This window comes from Paenibacillus sp. FSL M8-0334, assembly GCF_038000405.1.
Classification (GTDB): Bacteria; Bacillota; Bacilli; order Paenibacillales; family Paenibacillaceae; genus Paenibacillus_AQ; species Paenibacillus_AQ campinasensis.
This window is the reverse complement of sequence record NZ_JBBOCH010000002.1, coordinates 1,028,833-1,048,571: the sequence shown is the minus strand read 5'-3', so window position 1 is coordinate 1,048,571 and position 19,739 is coordinate 1,028,833. Positions and strand designations below refer to the sequence as shown.

General features: G+C 52.9%; 18 protein-coding genes. 5 read left to right on the top strand and 13 right to left on the bottom strand.

Features of this window, described 5'->3' with window-relative positions:
- Window positions 1-7: 7 nt before the first annotated feature.
- The 3 genes from MKX64_RS18900 to MKX64_RS18890 form a co-directional block, all read right to left on the bottom strand.
- On the bottom strand, window positions 8-1,708 hold the full coding sequence (locus tag MKX64_RS18900; protein WP_341037024.1) for a glycerol-3-phosphate dehydrogenase/oxidase: 1,701 nt from the start codon (window positions 1,706-1,708) through the stop codon (window positions 8-10).
- A gap of 120 nt (window positions 1,709-1,828) precedes the next feature.
- Window positions 1,829-3,319, bottom strand: a complete 1,491-nt coding sequence (gene glpK, locus MKX64_RS18895) for a glycerol kinase GlpK (protein WP_095265841.1) — start codon at window positions 3,317-3,319, stop codon at window positions 1,829-1,831.
- A 93-nt stretch (window positions 3,320-3,412) separates the two neighbouring features.
- A complete protein-coding gene (locus MKX64_RS18890) occupies window positions 3,413-4,618 on the bottom strand; it encodes an ROK family transcriptional regulator (protein WP_341037796.1) in 1,206 nt (401 codons plus the stop codon).
- 339 nt (window positions 4,619-4,957) lie between these two features.
- On the opposite strand from MKX64_RS18890, the gene MKX64_RS18885 reads away from it, so the two are divergent.
- Together MKX64_RS18885 and MKX64_RS18880 are read left to right on the top strand one after the other, a co-directional pair.
- Window positions 4,958-5,980: a Gfo/Idh/MocA family protein gene (locus MKX64_RS18885; RefSeq protein WP_341037020.1), complete on the top strand. Its 1,023-nt coding sequence runs from the start codon at window positions 4,958-4,960 to the stop codon at window positions 5,978-5,980.
- A gap of 16 nt (window positions 5,981-5,996) precedes the next feature.
- The gene (locus MKX64_RS18880) at window positions 5,997-6,986 is read left to right on the top strand and encodes a Gfo/Idh/MocA family protein (protein ID WP_095265844.1); all 990 of its coding nucleotides are present in this window, start codon (window positions 5,997-5,999) and stop codon (window positions 6,984-6,986) included.
- 176 nt (window positions 6,987-7,162) lie between these two features.
- On the opposite strand, the gene MKX64_RS18875 is transcribed toward MKX64_RS18880, so the two are convergent.
- The 5 genes from MKX64_RS18875 to MKX64_RS18855 all read right to left on the bottom strand — a co-directional run bounded on the left by MKX64_RS18875 (window position 7,163) and on the right by MKX64_RS18855 (window position 12,593).
- Window positions 7,163-8,587, bottom strand: coding sequence for an NAD-dependent succinate-semialdehyde dehydrogenase (locus MKX64_RS18875; RefSeq protein WP_155617949.1), 1,425 nt, complete (start codon window positions 8,585-8,587; stop codon window positions 7,163-7,165).
- A 227-nt stretch (window positions 8,588-8,814) separates the two neighbouring features.
- Window positions 8,815-9,798, bottom strand: a complete 984-nt coding sequence (locus MKX64_RS18870; RefSeq protein WP_155617950.1) for a siderophore ABC transporter substrate-binding protein — start codon at window positions 9,796-9,798, stop codon at window positions 8,815-8,817.
- 146 nt (window positions 9,799-9,944) lie between these two features.
- Complete coding sequence (locus MKX64_RS18865) at window positions 9,945-10,703, bottom strand: iron ABC transporter ATP-binding protein (protein ID WP_341037016.1); 759 nt, start codon at window positions 10,701-10,703, stop codon at window positions 9,945-9,947.
- Entirely contained in the window at window positions 10,700-11,650 is a 951-nt protein-coding gene (locus MKX64_RS18860) for an iron chelate uptake ABC transporter family permease subunit (RefSeq protein ID WP_095265848.1), read from the bottom strand. The genes MKX64_RS18865 and MKX64_RS18860 overlap by 4 nt, the downstream gene beginning before the upstream one ends.
- On the bottom strand, window positions 11,640-12,593 hold the full coding sequence (locus MKX64_RS18855) for an ABC transporter permease (RefSeq protein WP_095265849.1): 954 nt from the start codon (window positions 12,591-12,593) through the stop codon (window positions 11,640-11,642). Before MKX64_RS18855 ends, MKX64_RS18860 begins: the two co-directional genes overlap by 11 nt.
- A gap of 424 nt (window positions 12,594-13,017) precedes the next feature.
- Here MKX64_RS18855 and MKX64_RS18850 point away from each other — a divergent pair, with 424 nt between their 5' ends.
- On the top strand, window positions 13,018-13,620 hold the full coding sequence (locus MKX64_RS18850; RefSeq protein WP_095265850.1) for a nitroreductase family protein: 603 nt from the start codon (window positions 13,018-13,020) through the stop codon (window positions 13,618-13,620).
- A 163-nt stretch (window positions 13,621-13,783) separates the two neighbouring features.
- Here MKX64_RS18850 and MKX64_RS18845 read toward each other — a convergent pair whose 3' ends face one another.
- Together MKX64_RS18845 and MKX64_RS18840 are read right to left on the bottom strand one after the other, a co-directional pair.
- Window positions 13,784-13,879 (bottom strand): sporulation protein YjcZ, encoded by a 96-nt coding sequence (locus tag MKX64_RS18845; protein ID WP_095265851.1) that lies wholly within the window; start codon window positions 13,877-13,879, stop codon window positions 13,784-13,786.
- A gap of 103 nt (window positions 13,880-13,982) precedes the next feature.
- Window positions 13,983-14,681 (bottom strand): nucleotidyltransferase domain-containing protein, encoded by a 699-nt coding sequence (locus tag MKX64_RS18840; RefSeq protein ID WP_095397791.1) that lies wholly within the window; start codon window positions 14,679-14,681, stop codon window positions 13,983-13,985.
- A gap of 171 nt (window positions 14,682-14,852) precedes the next feature.
- Here MKX64_RS18840 and MKX64_RS18835 point away from each other — a divergent pair, with 171 nt between their 5' ends.
- On the top strand, window positions 14,853-15,593 hold the full coding sequence (locus tag MKX64_RS18835) for a class I SAM-dependent methyltransferase (protein WP_095397790.1): 741 nt from the start codon (window positions 14,853-14,855) through the stop codon (window positions 15,591-15,593).
- Between the two features lie 191 nt (window positions 15,594-15,784).
- Here the strand turns inward: MKX64_RS18835 and MKX64_RS18830 are convergent, their stop codons facing one another.
- The 3 genes from MKX64_RS18830 to MKX64_RS18820 form a co-directional block, all read right to left on the bottom strand.
- Window positions 15,785-15,967: a hypothetical protein gene (locus tag MKX64_RS18830; RefSeq protein ID WP_095265854.1), complete on the bottom strand. Its 183-nt coding sequence runs from the start codon at window positions 15,965-15,967 to the stop codon at window positions 15,785-15,787.
- Window positions 15,968-16,193: 226 nt separating this feature from the next.
- Complete coding sequence (locus MKX64_RS18825; protein WP_095265855.1) at window positions 16,194-16,562, bottom strand: sensory rhodopsin transducer; 369 nt, start codon at window positions 16,560-16,562, stop codon at window positions 16,194-16,196.
- Window positions 16,563-16,595: 33 nt separating this feature from the next.
- A complete protein-coding gene (locus MKX64_RS18820) occupies window positions 16,596-17,711 on the bottom strand; it encodes a rhamnogalacturonan acetylesterase (protein ID WP_095397789.1) in 1,116 nt (371 codons plus the stop codon).
- Window positions 17,712-17,991: 280 nt separating this feature from the next.
- Between MKX64_RS18820 and MKX64_RS18815 the strand changes: the two genes are divergently transcribed.
- The gene (locus MKX64_RS18815; RefSeq protein WP_095397788.1) at window positions 17,992-19,737 is read left to right on the top strand and encodes a cache domain-containing sensor histidine kinase; all 1,746 of its coding nucleotides are present in this window, start codon (window positions 17,992-17,994) and stop codon (window positions 19,735-19,737) included.
- Window positions 19,738-19,739: the final 2 nt, after the last annotated feature.

Genomic DNA, 19,739 nt, shown 5'->3' with positions numbered 1-19,739 from the left:
CCGCAGTTTATAACTGCGGCCTTGTCTGCGGCTGTGTTGCACGCTCGATCTCCTGCTCCAGCTCGGACGCATGCTGCTCTTTCTCCTGATCACTCCAGTTCAGTACGGACGCCATGTAATCAATGACCGGCTCCATCCATTTCTGAGTCCAGCTAATATCAAACAGCAGGGAACCGGTGCGCCGAATGAAAAAGTCGGTCGGCTTGCATGCCATTTCGTGCCGGATCGCATACACAAGCGGAACGAGCACAGCATCCGGAAGGGGGGTGGCTTTATGCGGCCCTTCGCCCATGCTCTGCTCCGCGAGCTCTTGGGCGAGCTCGTACAGGATAGGCGCATTGGAGCCGTAAGTCTGTACCCACTGTTCAGCCAGCTTGCGGTCAATTCCTTGAGCTGCCGCGATCTCGGTCTGTTCCCGGACATAGTCCGCGAACCCGGCTGAACCGCCGACGTGGCCGCCCGATATCGGCATATGCCTGGTCTGGCATTCGCCAAAGGCCGGGCCTCCCGCCTCCCGGATTTTGGCAGCCACCAGATTCACGACCGTATCGGCCATCTTGCGGTATCCGGTCAGCTTACCGCCGGCAATCGTAATCATCCCGCTCGGGGACTCCCAGATTTCATCCTTGCGTGAAATTTCCGACGGGCTCTTTCCTTCTTCCAGAATGAGCGGACGGACCCCGGCCCATCCGGATTCCACATCGGCAGCCGTCAGCTTCACTTCAGGGAACATATAGTGAATGGCTCGTAGAATATAGTCCCGATCCTCCTCATGGATGTGCGGGCTGGCAGGATCATCCTTATACACCGTGTCGGTTGTGCCAACATAGGTCTTGCCGCTCCGCGGAATGGCAAACACCATCCGACCATCCGGCGTGTCGAAATAAATCGCTTGTTTCAGCGGGAACTTCGACTGGTCGATGACAAGATGCACGCCCTTCGTCAGTTGAAGCTGCTTCCCCTTTCGCGATTGATCCATCTCCCGAATCTGATCAACCCAAGGCCCGGCCGCATTGACGACCTTCAGAGCGCTGACGTCGCGCGTCTGGCCGCTGATCATATCACGGACGGTAATTCCGGCAATTCGCCCGTTCGCATCGTAGTTCAGCCGCTCGGCCTTGGCATAATTCAGCAGCACCGCGCCTCGGGCCGCTGCCTCCTTCAGCACTTCCAGCGTCAACCGGGCGTCATCGGTCCGGTATTCTACATAATACCCAGCCCCGAGCAGACCGTCCGCTTTAAGCAGCGGCTCCCTGAGCAGCGTCTGCACCGGGGACAGCATCACCCGGCGCTCGCTCCGCTTGACACCCGCCAGGAAATCATAAACCATCAGCCCGATCGAAGTGCTGAATTTGCCGAAGGTGCCCCCCTTGTGAATCGGCAGCAGCATCCATTCCGGTATCGTCACGTGAGGGCCGTTCTCATATACAACCGCACGCTCTTTGCCAACCTCGGCGACCATCCCGACTTCAAGCTGTTTCAGATAGCGAAGCCCCCCATGCACCAGCTTCGTAGAACGGCTGCTGGTGCCAGCGGCATAATCCTGCATCTCAACCAGCAGCACTTTCATTCCGCGCGTGATCGCATCCAGCGCTATCCCGGCCCCTGTAATCCCGCCGCCAATAACGATAAGATCATAAGGATGTGCTCCCAGCCCTTCAAATATCGACTGTCGCTCCAAGCTTGAGAATGACCGTACTTCGTTCATATAAGAACTCCTCCCCAATCCAATCTCCGAAATCGATCTTAGATGCTGCTCTCTGCATTTCCCCTGTATCTGTTTCCTCAATTCCCGGCAAAACCCTGGCGAGCAGACATCATCAGCCGATCACTGGAACGCCATCGCTGCATGGACGGCCTTTTTCCACCCGCCATACAGCCGCTCCCTGACCTCATCCTCCATCGCCGGGTCAAAGCGCTGCTCCAGGCTCCACTTGCTGCATATTTCGTCCTGACTCTTCCAGAAGCCGACGGCCAGGCCTCCGAGGTAAGCAGCGCCCAGCGCTGTCGTCTCGATAATGACCGGGCGCTCCACCGGCACATTCAGAATATCGCTCTGAAATTCCATCAGAAATGAGTTCGATACCGCGCCGCCGTCGACCCGCAGCGTTTCAATCTTATAGCCGGTGTCCTCCTCCATGACAGCCAGCACATCCCGCGTCTGATACGCCAGAGACTCCAGCGTTGCGCGCACAAAATGCTCCTTCGTTGTCCCGCGGGTCAGCCCGAACACGGCCCCTCGGACCTCGCTGTTCCAATAAGGGCTGCCGAGGCCGACAAACGCCGGGACTACATACACGCCCTCTGTTGAGTCGACCCTGCGCGCATATTGCTCGCTGTCCTTGGATTCACGGAACATGCGCAGGCCATCACGCAGCCATTGAACGGCTGAGCCCGCTACAAAAACACTGCCTTCCAGCGCATACTCCACCTTGCCGTTAACGCCCCAGGCGATGGTAGTGATCAGTCCGTGCTCCGATTTCACCGGCCGCTCGCCGGTATGCATCAGCATGAAGCTGCCCGTGCCATAAGTGATCTTGACCATGCCTTCCTTGAAGCAGGTCTGGCCGAACAAAGCCGCCTGCTGATCGCCCGCCGCTCCGGCAATCGGAACCTCGCGTCCAAAGAAATGATACGCCGCCGTCAACGCGTAAATTTCCGACGAAGGCCGCACCTCCGGCAGCATGCAGGCTGGAATGTCCAGCAGCTCCAATAGCTCCTCATCCCATTTCAGCTCGTGAATGTTATACAGCATCGTGCGGGAGGCATTCGAATAATCGGTCACATGCGCTTTGCCACCGGACAGCTTCCAGATAAGCCAGGTGTCGATCGTCCCGAACAACAGCTCTCCGCGCTCTGCCCTTGCACGAACGCCCTCCACATGATCCAGAATCCACCTGATCTTCGTTCCCGAAAAATAGGGATCAATAAGCAGTCCCGTCTTCTCTCTGATCAGACTGTCATAGCCCGCCGAAGCCAGCTGCTCACAAATATCGGCTGTTTGCCGGGATTGCCACACAATGGCATGGTAGACTGGCTCTCCCGTTTCCTTATCCCAGACCACCGTAGTTTCCCGCTGGTTCGTAATTCCGATGCCGGCGATCTGGTCGGTCTTCACACCGGCCTCAGACAAGCAGGTGGCGATCACCGCAAGGATCGACCCCCAAATTTCATTCGCATTCTGCTCAACCCAGCCCGGCTGTGGAAAATATTGCGGAAACTCCTTCTGGGCGGCATGCACCATTTTCCCGTCACGGTCAAACAAAATGGCTCTGGAACTTGTCGTTCCCTGATCGAGCGCCATCATGTACTGCTCCATGTTTCGTCTCCCCTTTGCGGATGCATTTACCCAAAGATTACGATGCGGTGGAAACGTTGTCAAATCGGTCACAAACCGATGTTCGCATTCAGATCAGGATTCCATCAGTGAAAACCCGAACAAATCCTGCAGCAATACCGCTGCCGCGCCGATCAGCTTATCGTCCTCCCCAAGCGAGGTGAGCCCGAACACCAGATCCTCCCTCAGGATCGGCATCGCATGCTTGTTGATATATAGGCGCACCTTCTCAAGCAATGCCTCGTTGTCCCTGCCCATTTCGCCGCCAAGGACCAGCGCTTCCGGGTTAAACATATTGATCAAATTCACGATTGCCGCCCCCAGATGGTCCGCGACTTCTTCATTAATATCTAGCGCCAGCCGATCCCCCCTGCGCAGCGCCTCCTTATACACCTCAGGCACGATGCGGGTATAATCGCCTCCCGTCAATTCGTTAATCTGTGTCGTACGCCCGGAGGTCAGTGCGGTCAGGATCCGGGAATAGACTGCCATCCAGCTGATATAGCTGTCCAGACAGCCGACGTTGCCGCATTCGCACCGGACCCCGCCCCGGTTCACGCTGGTGTGGCCAAACTCCCCGGCACCGCCATGCTTGCCGTGCAGCAGCGTTTCGTTAATAAGAATGCCGGAACCGAGACCGTCACCGATAGAAATGTAGATCAGATTCGCATAAGCATACTTGCCAAATTGCCGCTCGGCCAGCACGACGGAGTTCATGTCATTCTCAAGCCACACCTTCATTCCATATCGCGACTCCAGCATACGCTTGAGTGGGACGCGGTTCATGCCGAGCTTCGTATTATAGAGCACAATACCTTCATCACTTTGCACAATGCCTGGAACCGTAACGGAAATGCCAATGCATGTGCTCTGAACACCGTCCTCGGTCAGAAAACGATCCAGGTGCTCAACCAAAAACTCGGCCACCACCTCCCCCTTGACGCCGGATATCGGGTATTCCGCCTTCGCAAGCACCCTGGCTTCCAAATTCATGCGCGCCAGTAGCATCCTGGAATTGGTAATAGCAACAGCGATCAAATGGTGATGATCCGGGTTGAATCGAAGCAGAATGGGCTTCCTCCCCCCGCTGGAGCTTCCCGGTCCTATCTCCGACACGTAGCCTTCCTTGATCAGTTCCTGTACGGCAGAAGCCACCGTGGAGGGACTGATCCCGTTCTGTTTGGCCAACGCAATGCGTGAGATGGGACCCTCTCTGCGAATATGGTTAAGCACCTTTGATCGGTTCAGTTCCTGAATGAGTCTATGATCGCCCTTTCTCATATTGGTCAAGCAAGTCCAACCTTTCTATTCCCTATGATACACAGCATATGTGTTCGGATATTAAAATCGATGTTAACAACACTATACCATGTTTTTCGACTTTTTCCATAACTCGAAATAAGAAGTTTAACAGAAACCTGTCTGTTAAGATCATATCGTTCAATCGAACCGTCCTCTCTATCGTTTCACTTGAAATATAGGCTCAAGAATTATATAATTTTCGCAAATGAGCGATATTGACTCGTTTTATCATGTTGTGATGATCGTTACTTTTATCGAACATTGGAATAACTATGTGTCTAGGGGTCCCATTAGGCAGTAAAAAGGAGTGGTTCAACCATGTTACACGTACTGGTGATCGGTGCTGGCACAATGGGCAGTGTCCATGCCGAAGCTTACAAGAACATGCCCGGCGTTAAACTCGTTGGTATCGCTGATCTCCAAGCGGATAAAGCAGCGCTGCTCGCCGCGCATTGCGAATGCAGAGCCTTCACGAGTTATGATCAGGCCCTTGGACAGCTTGGCAGCGAGCACATCGATGTCATTGACATCTGCTTGCCAACCCCGCTTCACAAGAGCTATGTCCTCCGAGCCGCCGATGATGGCAAGGATGTCATCTGTGAAAAGCCGCTCGCAGGCAGCCTGGCCGATGCCCGTCTGATGATCGACTACTGCAAGCAAAAAGGAGTGCGCCTTTTCGTCGGTCAGGTGCTGCGCTTCTTCCCGGAGTATCAACACGCCAAAGTGCTTTTGGACAGAGGAGCGATCGGCAGTCCTGCTGTCATTCGCGCCGCGCGCGGCGGCAGCTATCCGGTCGGCTGGAACGACTGGTACAGCGATACGTCAGCCAGCGGGGGCGTCATTGTGGATGCGTTGATCCATGACTTTGATTATTTGCGCTGGTGCTTTGGCGAGGTGGAGCGCGTATTTGCCAAAAGTCTACACGGCCGCGTTCAAGCACAGCTCGATTACGCGCTGGTTACGCTCCGCTTCCAGAGCGGCGTTATCGCCCATATCGAAGGAACCTGGGCGCATGAAGGATTCTTCATGCAATTGGAAATGGCGGGAACGAGCGGAGTGATCGACTATGACAGCTCCAAGGATACACCGCTGATCATGCGGGATCGGGGGCAGAGACCCGGATCGCGTGCGGGGGTTCCTGTTCCGGAAAGTCCGCTTGAGCCTAGCCCGTATGCCCGGGAGCTTGCGCATTTTGTGTCGTGTATTCAGGACGGAAGCGAGCCGCTTGTTACAGCGGAGGATGCCTGGGAAGCCCTTCGTATCTCACTTGCCGCGCTGGAGTCGGCCCGCACCGGTCGTCCGGTTACGCTGAACGACGCCGCCCGGTCGACATCAGGTTAATAAGGAGGATATTGTAATGAAAATCGGAATCATCAGCTTCGCCCATATGCATGCTGCCGGCTATGCCTCCGCCCTGATGCAGATCGAGGGCGTCGAACTCGTCGGTATTGCCGATCCGGTTGCGGAGCGCGGCCAGAAGTACGCCGCACAGTTTGGAACATCGTATTTTCAAAGCTATGAAGATTTGTTAGCACAAGGCTTGGACGGTGTCGTCGTTACTTCTGAGAACGCTTATCATAAAGAGCATGTGCTTGCTGCCGCGAAAGCGGGTGTTCACGTGCTGTGCGAAAAGCCGCTCTCGACCAACGTCAAGGATGCTCAGGCGATGATTGAGGCTTGCCGCGCGCATGGCGTGCTGCTTCAGACCGCCTTTCCGGTTCGATTCAACTCATCGGTTCGGCGAGCTAAACAGCTGGTGGATGAAGGCAAGCTGGGACGCATCTTGGCCATGAAAGGCACGAACCGCGGGCGGAATCCGGGCGGATGGTTTGTCGAACCTTCCCTTTCCGGGGGCGGTGCCGTTATCGACCATACGGTGCATGTCGCGGACATTATGCGCTGGATGACCGGCGCCGAGGTGAAGGAAGTGTATGCCGAGGTCGATCATTTGATTGCCGAGACCCCGATTGACGATTGTGGCATGCTGAGTTTGGAGTTTGACAACGGCGTGTTCGCCACCCTAGATTGCAGTTGGTCCCGCAACAAAACGTATCCCGTCTGGGGCGATGTTACCCTGGAGATTATCGGGTCTGCCGGAACGTTGACGCTCAACGCGATCAATCAGAAGCTGAACGTGTACCGGGATGAGCAGGGTTACTCCCATCACTTCTGGGGCGATGATATGGATTTGGCGCTGGTGCGTGATTTTGTCTCTTCGATTGCATCCGGGGCGTCCGAAGCCTCTGTCACCGGAGAGGATGGCCTGCAAGCGCTGGCTGTTGCCGTCGCCGCCTATCGCTCGGATGAGCGCAAAGATACCGTTTCGATGACGGACGTGCTGGCCTAACTTTCACTCTGAATCGATCCAGCCCACAGCCGGATTCACCAGAGGGCAGTGTATAACCGTGCGTAACAGATGGTTTCAGCAGGGATTCAATCACCAAAAAAGCGCCGTTTTCGGGCGCTTTTTTGGGTTGAGTCCCTATCGAAGGCTGCTTGTTCCCACTCGCTGCTACAGCAGCACTACAGCCCGATTGAAATATATTTCGTTTCCAAATATTCCTCGATGCCGTACCGGCCGCCCTCGCGGCCAAGACCGCTTTCCTTGAACCCGCCAAAAGGGGCCTGCGCCGTCGAAGGCAGCGCGTCATTAACGCCCACGATCCCGTAATCCAGCGACTCAGCCAACCGGACTGCCTCGCCCAAATGCTCGGTATACACATAGGCGGCCAGCCCATACGGGCTGTTATTGGCCCGCTCCACTGCCTCCTCGATCTTCCGGAAGCTGGAGATCGGTGCCAGCGGCCCGAAGGTTTCCTCGACCATGCATAGCATGTCATCAGTTGCATTCAGGATCACTGTCGGTTCCATATAATGTCCCTGCAGTTCGCCCAGCACACGGCCCCCTGCCAGAATGACGCCTCCTTTGTCTACGGCATCCCGGATGTGGGCCGCTACCTTCTCCACCGCATCCCGATTGATCAGGGGACCGATATCAACGCCCTCTTCCAGACCGCTGCCAACCTTCAGCGCGCGGACCAATTCCGCGACTTTGCCGGCGAATGCTTCGGCAATCTCCTCCTGCACATATACCCGGTTGGCACACACGCAGGTTTGGCCCGCATTGCGGAATTTCGAAGCGATCAGTCCGGCAGCAGCCTTATCCAGGTCTGCCTTGGCCGTTACGATGAACGGCGCGTGTCCGCCAAGCTCCAGCGATATTTTTTTGATATTGGCCGCCGCTCCCTCCATCAGCATTCTGCCCACTTCGGTTGAACCGGTAAATGACAGCTTTCTCACTCGGGAATCCTGCTGCCACACATCCACAATGTCCGCCGACGGCCCGGTTACGATATTGATGACACCTGCTGGAAAACCGGCCGCCTCCGCCAGCTCCACCAGCTTCAAAGCGGTGAACGGCGTCTCACCCGACGGCTTGATCACCACCGTACAGCCTGCAGCCAGCGCCGGGGCTACTTTGCGCGTAATCATCGATGCGGGAAAGTTCCATGGCGTAATGGCCGCAACAACCCCGACCGGCTGTTTGGTCACGATAATGCGCTTCCCGGAGGACGAGGCCGGAATCGTATCGCCATATACCCGTTTACCTTCCTCAGCATACCAGGATACAAAACTGTTCGCATACGCAATTTCCCCGGCTGCCTCCTTCAGAGGCTTGCCCTGCTCCAAAGTCATGATCCGGGCCAATGCCTCCGTATGCTCTTCAATCAGAGCATGCCAGCGCCATAGCAGCTTGCCGCGCTCATCTGCCGTTGTGCGTGACCAGGAAGCCAGCGCCCTGGCAGCGGCGTCAACCGCCTGCTGTGCCTCCTTGCGGCCGGCCTTGGCTGACGTGCCAAGCACCTCACCGGTCGCCGGATTATAGACATCCGTCCCCTCAGGGGTCCCGATCCACTCTCCATCTATATAAATGTCATTCCGAAACATTGCAAATCCCTCCCATTAAAAATAAGGCTGCCTTCCATCTCTATATTATCACTTAACCTTCTGCCCAATTGCAAAACGGACAACGCTCTATCCTAACCAGTCAGGATGGACTCAGACATCGCGCACCGCCTTAATCCTCATCTCTGATCATAAAAGAACCTCACCTCCCACGTCTGCGTGGAAGATGAGGTCCTTGGGGTAGTAGGTGATGAAAGGACAAGCTTGGATTATTCGATAGCCGCTTCTACTTCTTTCACCATTTCCGATACGGACAGCAAGCCGCCGCCGGAGAGGTACCAATAGTTAGGGTTCAAATAAACGATATGGCCTTCTTTATAAGCATTGGTTGTTTTGACAAGCTCGTTCTCTACCGTTTGCTGTGCGCTCGACTCGCCGCTTCCTGTTGTCACAACGGCACCGCGGTCAACAACAAACAAGTAGTCCGGATTTTGCTCTACAATGTACTCATTGGAAATGTCCTTGCCGTGCGTGCTTACTTCAATGCTGCTGTCAACGGCTTCAAAGCCGAATACATCGTGCAGAATACCGAAGCGGGAACCCGGGCCGTAAGCGCTGATTTTGCCTTCGTTCGCCAGAATGATCAATGCATTTTTGCCGGAAGCTGTCGCCTTTTCATTCAGAGCCTTAATGCTCTCCTCAATGTCGGCAAGCTTTTGCTCAACCTCGGCATCTTTATCGAAGATTTGCCCCAGCGTATGCATGTTTTCTTTAAAAGAATCCATGTAACGGCTTGTATCTACCCCCAGATAAATGGTTGGGCCGATTTTTTGCAGCTCGTCATAAGCTTCCTGCTGTCTTCCGGAAATGATAATCAAATCCGGTTTGATGCTGTTGATTTTCTCGAAATCCGGCTCCTTCAGGCTGCCGACATTCTCGTACTTGGCATCCTCGAATTTGGACAGATACGGAGGAATGTTCGCCTGCGGCACACCGGCTACTTCAACGCCGAGCTCATCCAGGGAATCCAGAATCCCGAAATCAAACACAACGACCTTGGCCGGATTCTTTGTCACTTTGGTTTCACCAAGCTGATGCGTAATCGTCAATTCCTCAGCTACAGGAGCTTCAGACTCGCCACCGCCGGCACCATTCGCTCCGCCTGCAGCGCTGGAAGCTCCTTGATCCTGACCGCATGCTGCGATTACGATAGTAAATACGGTTAGGGTTAATAGAATCAGCCATTTTTTCATATGTAACACTCCTCTAAATATTATATAATTTCTTCAATTTCTTACTATATATGGATTCTTAAGACGACAGTAAGCCTGCCCTGATAAGCCAAGGCCACAAGGGCCTTGTGCTACAGATCGTAAATGCTGAGCCTACTCATGAAACATCAGGCATAATACACGCATACACGGTTGTCATTGATTTCCTCAATCTTGATATCCATATCGTAGATGTCCCGCAGCACCTGACTTTGAATAATCGAGTCTGTCTTGCCCTCGTTCTCAATCCGTCCATCCTTCAACGCCACGATGTAATCGGAGTAAAAGGAAGCAAAGTTAATGTCATGGATGACAATCACAATGGTTTTGTTCAGATCCGCAACAAGCTTTCGAAGGATCTTCATAATCTGGACCGAATGTTTCATATCCAGGTTATTCAGAGGCTCATCGAGCAGGATGTAATCGGTATCCTGGGCAATCGTCATCGCGATATACGCGCGCTGCAGCTGCCCGCCGCTCAGCTGGTGAAGATACCGGTGCTGCATTTCCTCCAGCCCCATATAGCCGATCGCTTCATCCACGAACTTCTCATCCTCTGCATTCAGCCTGCCTTGGGAATACGGAAAACGCCCGAAGGATACAAGCTCTCTCACAGTCAGCCGCAGACTGATGTGATTGGACTGCTTGAGGATGGAAATTTTCTTTGCCATATCACCGCTCTTCCACTGGCTTACCTCTTTGCCATCAACCAGAATTTGTCCGGTGTCCTTGCCAGTCAATCTGCTGATCATGGACAGCAAGGTGCTTTTTCCGGCCCCGTTGGGACCGATGAACGAGGTAATTTGCCCTGTCGGGATCGTAATCGACACATTATCAACGACTTTTTTGCCGCCATAGACCTTCGATACATTCGTTACCTGGATCATGCTTTACTCTCCTTTAATAGCAGATAGATGAAATAAACACCGCCGATGAAATTGATGATGACACTTAGCGTCGTGGAGAAAGTGAATACCCGTTCTACCACGAGCTGCCCTCCGACAAGCGCGATCACGCTAATCAGAATGGAAGCGGTAATGAGATAGGAATGCCGGTAGGTCTTCATCCATTCATAGGCCACATTAACGACCAGAAGGCCCAGGAATGTAATCGGCCCTACCAGGGCGGTCGCTGCGGAGATCAATATTGCAACGACAATCAGCAGCCGCTTCACCGCATAATCATACGGAACCCCGAGATTGATCGCCTGCTCTCTTCCGAGTGAAATCACATTCAGATATTTGGCAAACCTTGCAAAGTACAGAAGTGCTGCAGCCATTACGATGCCGGCGATGAGCAGCAGCTCGGTCTTCACATTGTTGAAGCTGGCAAACATCTTGTCAGATACGAACTGGAACTCATTCGGATCGATGAGCACCTCCATGAAAGATGTCATACTGGAGAACAGCGTCCCGAAGATCATGCCGATCAAGAGCAGGAAGAATATCGATCTGCTGCCTTCCCTGCGGAACAACATTTTGTACAGTATCCCTGAGAAAATCACCATGAGACAGACATTTATCAGAAAGTTCGCATTCGCCCCCATCTGGTACAGGGTAAAGGAGCCAAATACGAAAATGACTGTGGTCTGAATGAGCATATACAGTGAATCCAGCCCCATAACGCTTGGCGTCAATATCCGATTGTTCGTTACGGTCTGGAACACCATCGTTGACAGCGCAATGGCTCCGCCGGTCATTACGATGGCCAGCACCTTCTTGACTCTTCGCGGAAACGCATAATCCCAGCTTCCATTAAGATCAATGAGCAGGAACAACGCGATCAGAACGGTGGACACCGCAGCCAGGAGAATGATTTTGCCTTTAAGATTCATGTGCCCTTCTCCTCATCAGCAAATAGATAAATATACCGCTTCCGAGCACGCCTACAGTCAGACTGATCGGAATTTCATAAGGATAGATAATAATCCGTCCCAGAATGTCGCAAAACAGCACAAACCCTGCTCCCAGCAGCGCGGTGTGCGAGAGGCTCTTCTTCAGGTGATCCCCCTGATACAGGCTGACGATATTCGGAATAATGAGCCCGAGAAACGGAATCATCCCTACCGTCAGGACGACGGATGCCGTTACCATCGCCACGATCACAAGGCCGGTGTTCACAACACTTCGGTAATGGAGGCCCAGGTTCGTTGCGAACTCTTCCCCCATTCCGGCGACCGTGAACTTGTTGGCAAACAGATAAGCCAGAACGACAAGCGGTATGCTGATGTACATCAGCTCGTAGTTTCCTCTGAGAATCATGGAGAAGTCTCCTTGAAGCCAAGCGGACATGTTCTGAATCAGATCATATTTATAAGCGAAGAATGTCGCAATCGAACTGACGATGTTGCCAAACATCAATCCGACCAGCGGGATAAAGACCGCGTCCTTGAACTTGATCCGATCCAGTATCTTCATAAATATGAACGTACCGGCAAGAGCGAATACGAAGGCAACGAGCATTTTGACAAGCGGACCCGAAGTCGAGAAGACGAGCATTGCAACCAGAATTCCCAGCCTGGCCGAATCCATCGTTCCGGCTGTCGTTGGCGATACGAATTTGTTGCGGCTGAGCTGCTGCATAATCAAACCACAGATGCTCATGCTTACACCGGCTAATAGCAGACTCACCAGCCTCGGTATTCGGCTCGCGACCATAATATGCTGCTGCTGCTCCGTCATACGGAACAGGTCAAGAGGGGTGATGTCCTTGACCCCGATGAACAAAGAGATCATGGACAGCACGATAACGATGGCGATCAAATATCGAATCTTCATGGCACTTTCCTTTTAATGCAGTGTATCAGCAGCACAAGCGATTTTGTATGCCGACCTAATTGATAGTGATTCTCATTTTCGCTATGTTTAGCATTATAGCATTCACTTAATTTGCCATCAAGTCTAAATGAGAATAAAAATCAATTAAAATTTGATTTTTGTCATTTTCGTGGATTTGGTTCACAAGACGTCTGAATGTTTAATTTTCTTCTTGACAGCGATGACGAATTTGTAATATTATCCTTACATAAATATTATTCCTTACCATTTGTAAGTAAGTAGGGAATAATGATTAACGAGGGATTTTTCCATTGGAATTCCCTCGTGCATATTCGCCTGATTACAGGGAAATCTTAAATCAGGTTTGTATCTGAGAAGCTTGGCCATTTTTGGTACAAAAACAACGATAGCAGGAGGTTTACCCATGTCCAAAGATTTTTCTACAGCCATTAAAGAGCGCCGTTCTTACTATGCCATCACGAAAGAATCTGTCATCTCTGACGAACGGATCCAAGAAATCGTGAATGAAGCCGTGAAATACACGCCGTCTTCCTTCAACTCCCAAAGCGCACGTGTCGTTGTCCTGCTTGGTGAACAGCATGATAAACTGTGGAATATTACAGAAGGAATTCTGAAAGAAGTGGTTGGCGATGGAGATGCTTTCAAATCCACTGCCGAGAAGATGGCTTCCTTCCGTGCAGGTTACGGTACGGTATTGTTCTTTGAAGACAATGATGTCGTTGCAGACCTGCAGAAAAACTTTGCACTGTATGCAGACAATTTCCCGGTATGGTCCAATCAATCCAACGGCATGCTGCAGTTAGTCGTTTGGACAGCCCTCGAGGCAGAAGGTCTTGGCGCTTCGCTCCAGCATTACAATCCACTGATCGACGACAAGGTCAAAGCCGAGTGGAGCATCCCGGACAGCTGGAAGCTGATCGCCCAGATGCCGTTTGGCAAACCGGCAGCCGAGCCTGGAGACAAAGAATTCGCTCCTATTGAAGATCGCGTAAAAGTATACAAATAAGGAATTCAGGAGTTGGTCATCAGCACGCGAGTGCCGTCAGGCCAGCTCTTTTATTAACAAAACTCTGCTTCCCCTCATCCATGAAATGATAAAGACCCGGCCTCACGGCCGGGTCTTTATCTCGTGTATCGCGCGTTACTAGGATGCCTTGCCCATGGTGGGATTAAACCCAAGCAACTGTGATGATAACAAGCAGGATGAAGAGGACCAGAACCACACCTGTAGAAGTTCCCCAGAAACCACCGTATGCTCCGCTCATGGCAATCCCTCCCGAAAAAATAAGGTTGCGTGATGTAATCACAATATTAATCTATTAGTGATGCAGCCTCTCGGGAACGGCGATTGTCCTTCTTGTCCTCAGCCTATTCTTCGTATCCGACAAGAAGAAACCCGCCATAGGCATTCAGCGTATCGGCGCACAGATCCATCAGCTGAGCGGGCTCATCCTGATGATAGATCGCCTCCATCGCTTGCTCCAGCCGCTGCGAGAAGTCAGGATCGAAAGCGCTCAGCAGGCGAAACAGCGTCTTGCCTTCTCCTGTCCACTGATTATGAACGCGCAGGACAAACTCACATAGCAGCGTTGTAATCTTTTGCACGGTGAACCATAGCTCCGCTCCCGGCCGCACACTTCTCAGATCAGCAATGTACTCTGTGAGCATGTAACGGTATGCGTCAATATCCGATGAAACCAGGGGCAACGGTCCGTAGCGAAGATCGCTCTGCGCCTCATGCAGAACCTCGTCGCCATCCGGTGTGCGGCGAATGACTTTGCCTTCGGCAATAATCCGCTGCAGGGTCGGGTTCCCCGCCATAATTCCATGGTCAAAATAAGTACGATATACGTCTATAGGCAGCAGAAACAGCTCTACTACCCAGCCGCAAGCTTCTATGGTTCTCCGCTGGAGCTCTTCCCCGTCACGCTTGACAACCGCAATATCCAAATCGGAAAATTCGTTGAACTCGCCGCGTCCTGCGCTCCCGCCCAGCACAGCAAGCAAACAGTCCGGATACGAATCCTCAATAATTCGCTCCGCAGCCAGCATCGGCTCCATCCTCATCGTTACCTTCCCCCAATGCCTATTCCGGACACCGGAACAGCCCAGTTTCCCTTCCCGATAAAAAGGGCTCAAAATATTAAATTCAGCTTAAACGAAAGACGTACCTCCATCATATGGTAAATAAAACGAATGTGTTGGTGCTGATTATAGGGAGAAGGGATGCTTACAAACATGAACTACATTAATATGCTGTCAAAACTCGGTATGGGCAGCGCCCACCCCGGCGGATTTGAAGCGACGCTGCGGCTGCTGAAGAACTATCCGATTGAGCCGGGCAGCCGGATTCTTGAGGTTGGCTGCGGAACCGGACGAACCGCCTGCTATTTGTCCGAGCAGGGACATCATGTGACAGCCATTGACCTGAATGAGCACATGCTGAACAAAGCGCGGACTCGTGCCACAACGATGCAGGTTGAGGTCGAGTTTCTGCAAGCGGATGTCTGTGCCCTTCCGTTTCCGAATGCGCAGTTTGACATCATTATTGCAGAATCCGTGACCGTCTTCACCGATACAAGCCGTTCTCTTCCGGAATATAGCCGGGTTCTGGCTCCCGGCGGCAAGCTGTACGACCGCGAGCTCATTCTGGACAAAAACATGCCGGAGGCAAAGCTCTCGGAACTGCAAAACTTCTTCGGCATTCCGCGGCTGATGAAGCGGGAGGAATGGAAACAGGCCTTTCTTGACAGCGGCTTTGGAAGCCAGGACATCCTTGAATATCATTACTTTACCGAGCAGCTGAAAGAGGATCAGACCCGCCACCTGGACGCACTGGAGCTGCGCGACGAAGGCGCTTTGCTTGACCTGTCACTGTGGGAAACCGTGTTTCAGCATGACCGGATGATTCTCGACAACAGCGATTACTTGGCATCCGCACTGTTCCTCGCTCAAAAAGCTGAACATGCAAGCTCATAGCCTCGACCACAGCTTCAATCCATATAACAAGGGCCCCCGTCGCCTTCGCACGAGTGGCCCTTGTCTTCGTCAATGTTTGATTTCATCATGATCTGTCCAGCCGTTCCGGAGCGGCTAAACCGGCTGTTTTCTTGCTACAAACGTAATCCACTTGCTTCGGAACAACACCTCGCGACCGGCCATCTCCACCCTTAAACCGCATCTACTCTCGATTGCGGTGCCCCATCACAACGTTTGCATACCTTGACAGCCGTACCGTCAGTTTTCGTGCGGGGATAGAGAAGCTTCGTGCGAGTGCTGCCGCAGATTGGACAAGTGCCGCGTGCTCGGCTTGGCAGATGCCATAGTGATTTTCCTCTTTTTTGTTTGGCCATCGATCATTCCCCCATTCATCGCTTTCAGAACTGTACTATGACAGTGCTTAAATATATGAATGGGCTGGTTAAAAGATGACGTCCGATTCGGCTGCGAGAGTGCTCCCCGCCATGCCATCATCAATAATCTCTAGTTTAGCATGCTCTTCCAGTGTTTGACGAACATTAGCGGTAGCAAGCTTAACTGTAACAACTCCTCCTGAATGTGACTCCCCGAACTCGCTCCCTACTCCCTCACCGGAAAAGCCATAACACTCATCAGAGCATTCTCCGCCTGCGTGGAATCGAGCCGGCTGTACTGCACATATACAGGCACAGAGCTCCGCACCTCCATCGCATAGGGGACACCGGGAGGAATCCGTTCGCTGCCCGCAATTAATGAGCTCGTTCGAATATGGCGTGTTCTTCGCGCAGGCACGATGGCCTGCATATTCATCAGCGGCTCGCGGTCTTCGAAATAAGCATGAATCGTCACCTCCGCGTCCTGATCCGAGGTGTTCAGCACACAGACCGATTCATGGCTGACCAGTTCCCCGCAGCTTGACGGCGGAATGTATCCGTCCGGAATGATCCATAGCGTTTCAGCTTTCGACATCTAACATCGCTCCCTGCTCGATTGGATTCCCACTTACTTCAGATACATATGCAGCTGCTCAAGCTGCTGTTGCTTCAAACCTTGTGCAACCAATTCGGCCAGCCGGATCGCGCCCCATTCCTGAAAATGGGTATCATCACGTACCCCGTCTGGAAACCGAATAAATTCCCCCGGCGCCCCCCACATAAAAATTGATTTGGTCCCTTCCGGTCCCAGCCTGGCAAACAGCTCCGCACTCATGGCTGCCAGGTCAACCAGCGGCACCTGCTCCTCTTCCGCCAGCTGCCGCACAGCGGCGATATAATCGCCATGCGTGTCAATCAGCGTACCCTCGCTGTCAAAATGCCGGCGATGCACAGGTGTAATGAGGACAGCCGTCGCCTTCCTCTCCCGACAAGCGTCGATGTAAACCTTCAAATGCTCTTTATACGTGGTGAACGGATCGGTATGCCGGGCCTCATCCAGCTTCTGATCGTTATGGCCGAACTGGATCAGCACATAGTCATTTGGCTTCAGCCGTTTCACAATCCGGTCCAGCACCCCCTCTGTAATAAAACTGCGGGAACTGCGGCCGGACAGAGCGAAGTTACGCACGACAAGATCAGGCTTGATATACAGGGGGAGCATCTGCCCCCACCCTGCGTATGGATACATCTCGGCTGGCTGATTCGTCACCGTCGAATCCCCCGCGATATAGATCGAGCTGGACGGAACGGACCTCACCTCCAGCGCAGCGATGCGCGGAGCCCGGCCGGAGAAGGTCAGAATGATGGTGCCATCCACAGCCTGCACAGCGAAGCTGTAACGCTCGAAATGCCCCGCCGGCGTATGCAGCCGGTGCAGCAGCAGCTGCCCTTCCTCGCCTCTTACACTTGTCTCCGTCTCGAATCTCGCATCACCAATCAGCAGATCAATTCTGTAATTGCCGTCCGGTACATCGATCCGAAACGATGCATTCACCGGAATCAGCGAGGTGCAGCGTAGCCCGGTCTCCTCATCTCGCGAAATATTCGTTACGCTCCCCGCGTTCGTGAAGCCATAACCTGCCGCCTCCTCATACCTGGTGTCTGCACTTACCGGAATATAGCCTTCCGCAGCTGCTTTCACCGCTCCAAAATCAAATTGCCACACCTGCACTACAGACTCCATGCGTATCCCTCCATAACGTCTAAGATCATTATGCCTGACCCCTCCTGTCCCATGAATGGCCTAAACCGATCACCTTGTTCAAAAAACCGACGAGATGATGTCAAGCACGGTCATGAGCGGCCAAGCTTCCTTTCGCGGCACCCGGCGTCTCATCAATAACAGAAAATCCGTTCATACCGCGCTATATTGACAGCGTTTTCAAGTGAGTACATAATGTGTAAACAACATCGCATTCACCTTGCCGTCGTCTCATATTCCACTGCCACAAGGAGAGGTTGCCGTGCATCGATGGATCGCTCTCTACAAAAATATGAAAATCAAAAACAAGCTGTCGCTGCTCATCACCTTCATTGTTGTCATGGCGTTTACGTTTGCGGTCATCGTCCAGCAATATGCTTTCTCCATCTATGATGAACAGCTCTACCTCAAATCATCGCAGGTGCTCCACCTGTCTTCCTCCGCCATCGAGGCGGAGCTTGAACGCATCGAGCAAGTATCCTTCACCATCATGACCGATACCCAAATCCAGAGTCTGCTGCGCTCGATTTCCGGCAGTGAATCGGATTATGACAGGCTCATCCACAGCCAGCGGCTCGTGGACCTCCTGCTCAATTACGCCGGTTCCGAGCCGATGCTTCATTCCGTCCAGCTGGTCGACAAGCAGGGTCACACGCATGATGCCGGCAATGTCATTCCGATCGATACCGCCAAAAAGCAGCATATCGTGCAGCTCGCCGGTGATGCTCAGGGCGCCCAGGCCTGGATCTACCCGGATGACCAGGATGCCGCCCTGGTGCTGGCCAGAGAGATTCGCTCCTACTCCGGCACCCTGTTCGATCTGAATTATCTTGGAACGCTCATTATCCGCATCAATATCGATAAAATTGTTAAAAAATCAGCCTCCGAAGACGGCGATCTGATTATGATTTCGGGCTCCGACGTTATTTTTCCTGCCGTTCCGCCACTTAACCCGGACGAAATTTTGCATTCGATAACATCCGATAACGGGTACTTCACGCAAGAGCTTGAAGGACAAGCCTTTTTTGTCGCTCACAGCCGATCCGGCAATACAGGCTGGACCTATATCAGCCTCACCCCGTTTAACAAAACGTTCAGCCAGGTCATCTTCATCAAGGAGCTGGTGATCATCGTATTTATCGTCATTTTTGCGGTGGCCATCCTGCTTGGCATCCGGTTCAGCCGCGGCCTTACCCGCCCGATTGAATATTTGATCGCACGGATGAAGCTCGCGGAGAAAGGCAATTTCGCACAGGCCGGTGTTCTTCCGCCCGATGCCGCTCCGGTCGGCATGGATGAGCTCGGACTGCTGCATCGCACCTTCCGCCTTATGATTGAGCGCATCAACGGGCTGATTACGGAAAACTACGCCAACCGGCTGCTGATCAAAGAGACGGAATTCAAGGCACTGCAGGCCCAGATCAACCCGCATTTTCTGTATAACACGCTGGAGTCGATCAACTGGATTGCCAAAATGAATAAACAAACCCAAATCTCCGATATGGTCCAGGCGCTCGCCTTCCTTCTGCGTCATTCCGTCAGCCTGAAACAGCCGATGATCACGCTCGGGGAGGAGCTTGAAATCGTGAAGCATTATATCATTATTCAGAAATTCCGCTTCGAGGAGCGGCTTGAATTTTCAATGAATGTGGACACGCGATACGACCGTCGCACAATTCCGAAGCTCACGATCCAGCCGCTGCTGGAAAACGCCATACATTATGCCCTTGAGCCTGCCATGACCCCATGCCATATCTCGATCCACGCAGACGAGGACGAAGGGGCATTTCGCATCATCGTGGAGGATACCGGTCCCGGCATCCCTGCAAATATGCTGGAGCAGCTTCGCACAGGCGAAGCTGCAGCAACCGGCAACGGCATCGGATTGCTGAACATTGATGAGCGCATCAAGCTGGCCTATGGCGAGGACTATGGACTGCAGATCGATCCAGTGTCCGGGCGGGGCGCCCGCATCATCATTATACTCCCTAAGGAAACGGAGGAATGACG

Excerpts from the sequence above, each read along its gene's own strand:
- MKX64_RS18845 (WP_095265851.1), bottom strand. The coding sequence starts at position 13,879 with ATGAGCGGAGCATACGGTGGTTTCTGGGGAACTTCTACAGGTGTGGTT.
- MKX64_RS18865 (WP_341037016.1), bottom strand. The coding sequence starts at position 10,703 with ATGATCCAGGTAACGAATGTATCGAAGGTCTATGGCGGCAAAAAAGTC.
- glpK (WP_095265841.1), bottom strand. The coding sequence starts at position 3,319 with ATGGAGCAGTACATGATGGCGCTCGATCAGGGAACGACAAGTTCCAGA.
- MKX64_RS18825 (WP_095265855.1), bottom strand. The coding sequence starts at position 16,562 with ATGTCGAAAGCTGAAACGCTATGGATCATTCCGGACGGATACATTCCG.
- MKX64_RS18840 (WP_095397791.1), bottom strand. The coding sequence starts at position 14,681 with ATGAGGATGGAGCCGATGCTGGCTGCGGAGCGAATTATTGAGGATTCG.
- MKX64_RS18835 (WP_095397790.1), top strand. The coding sequence starts at position 14,853 with ATGAACTACATTAATATGCTGTCAAAACTCGGTATGGGCAGCGCCCAC.
- MKX64_RS18830 (WP_095265854.1), bottom strand. The coding sequence starts at position 15,967 with ATGGCCAAACAAAAAAGAGGAAAATCACTATGGCATCTGCCAAGCCGA.
- MKX64_RS18900 (WP_341037024.1), bottom strand. The coding sequence starts at position 1,708 with ATGAACGAAGTACGGTCATTCTCAAGCTTGGAGCGACAGTCGATATTT.
- MKX64_RS18880 (WP_095265844.1), top strand. The coding sequence starts at position 5,997 with ATGAAAATCGGAATCATCAGCTTCGCCCATATGCATGCTGCCGGCTAT.
- MKX64_RS18855 (WP_095265849.1), bottom strand. The coding sequence starts at position 12,593 with ATGAAGATTCGATATTTGATCGCCATCGTTATCGTGCTGTCCATGATC.
- MKX64_RS18875 (WP_155617949.1), bottom strand. The coding sequence starts at position 8,587 with ATGTTTCGGAATGACATTTATATAGATGGAGAGTGGATCGGGACCCCT.
- MKX64_RS18885 (WP_341037020.1), top strand. The coding sequence starts at position 4,958 with ATGTTACACGTACTGGTGATCGGTGCTGGCACAATGGGCAGTGTCCAT.
- MKX64_RS18820 (WP_095397789.1), bottom strand. The coding sequence starts at position 17,711 with ATGGAGTCTGTAGTGCAGGTGTGGCAATTTGATTTTGGAGCGGTGAAA.
- MKX64_RS18870 (WP_155617950.1), bottom strand. The coding sequence starts at position 9,798 with ATGAAAAAATGGCTGATTCTATTAACCCTAACCGTATTTACTATCGTA.
- MKX64_RS18890 (WP_341037796.1), bottom strand. The coding sequence starts at position 4,618 with ATGAGAAAGGGCGATCATAGACTCATTCAGGAACTGAACCGATCAAAG.
- MKX64_RS18860 (WP_095265848.1), bottom strand. The coding sequence starts at position 11,650 with ATGAATCTTAAAGGCAAAATCATTCTCCTGGCTGCGGTGTCCACCGTT.
- MKX64_RS18850 (WP_095265850.1), top strand. The coding sequence starts at position 13,018 with ATGTCCAAAGATTTTTCTACAGCCATTAAAGAGCGCCGTTCTTACTAT.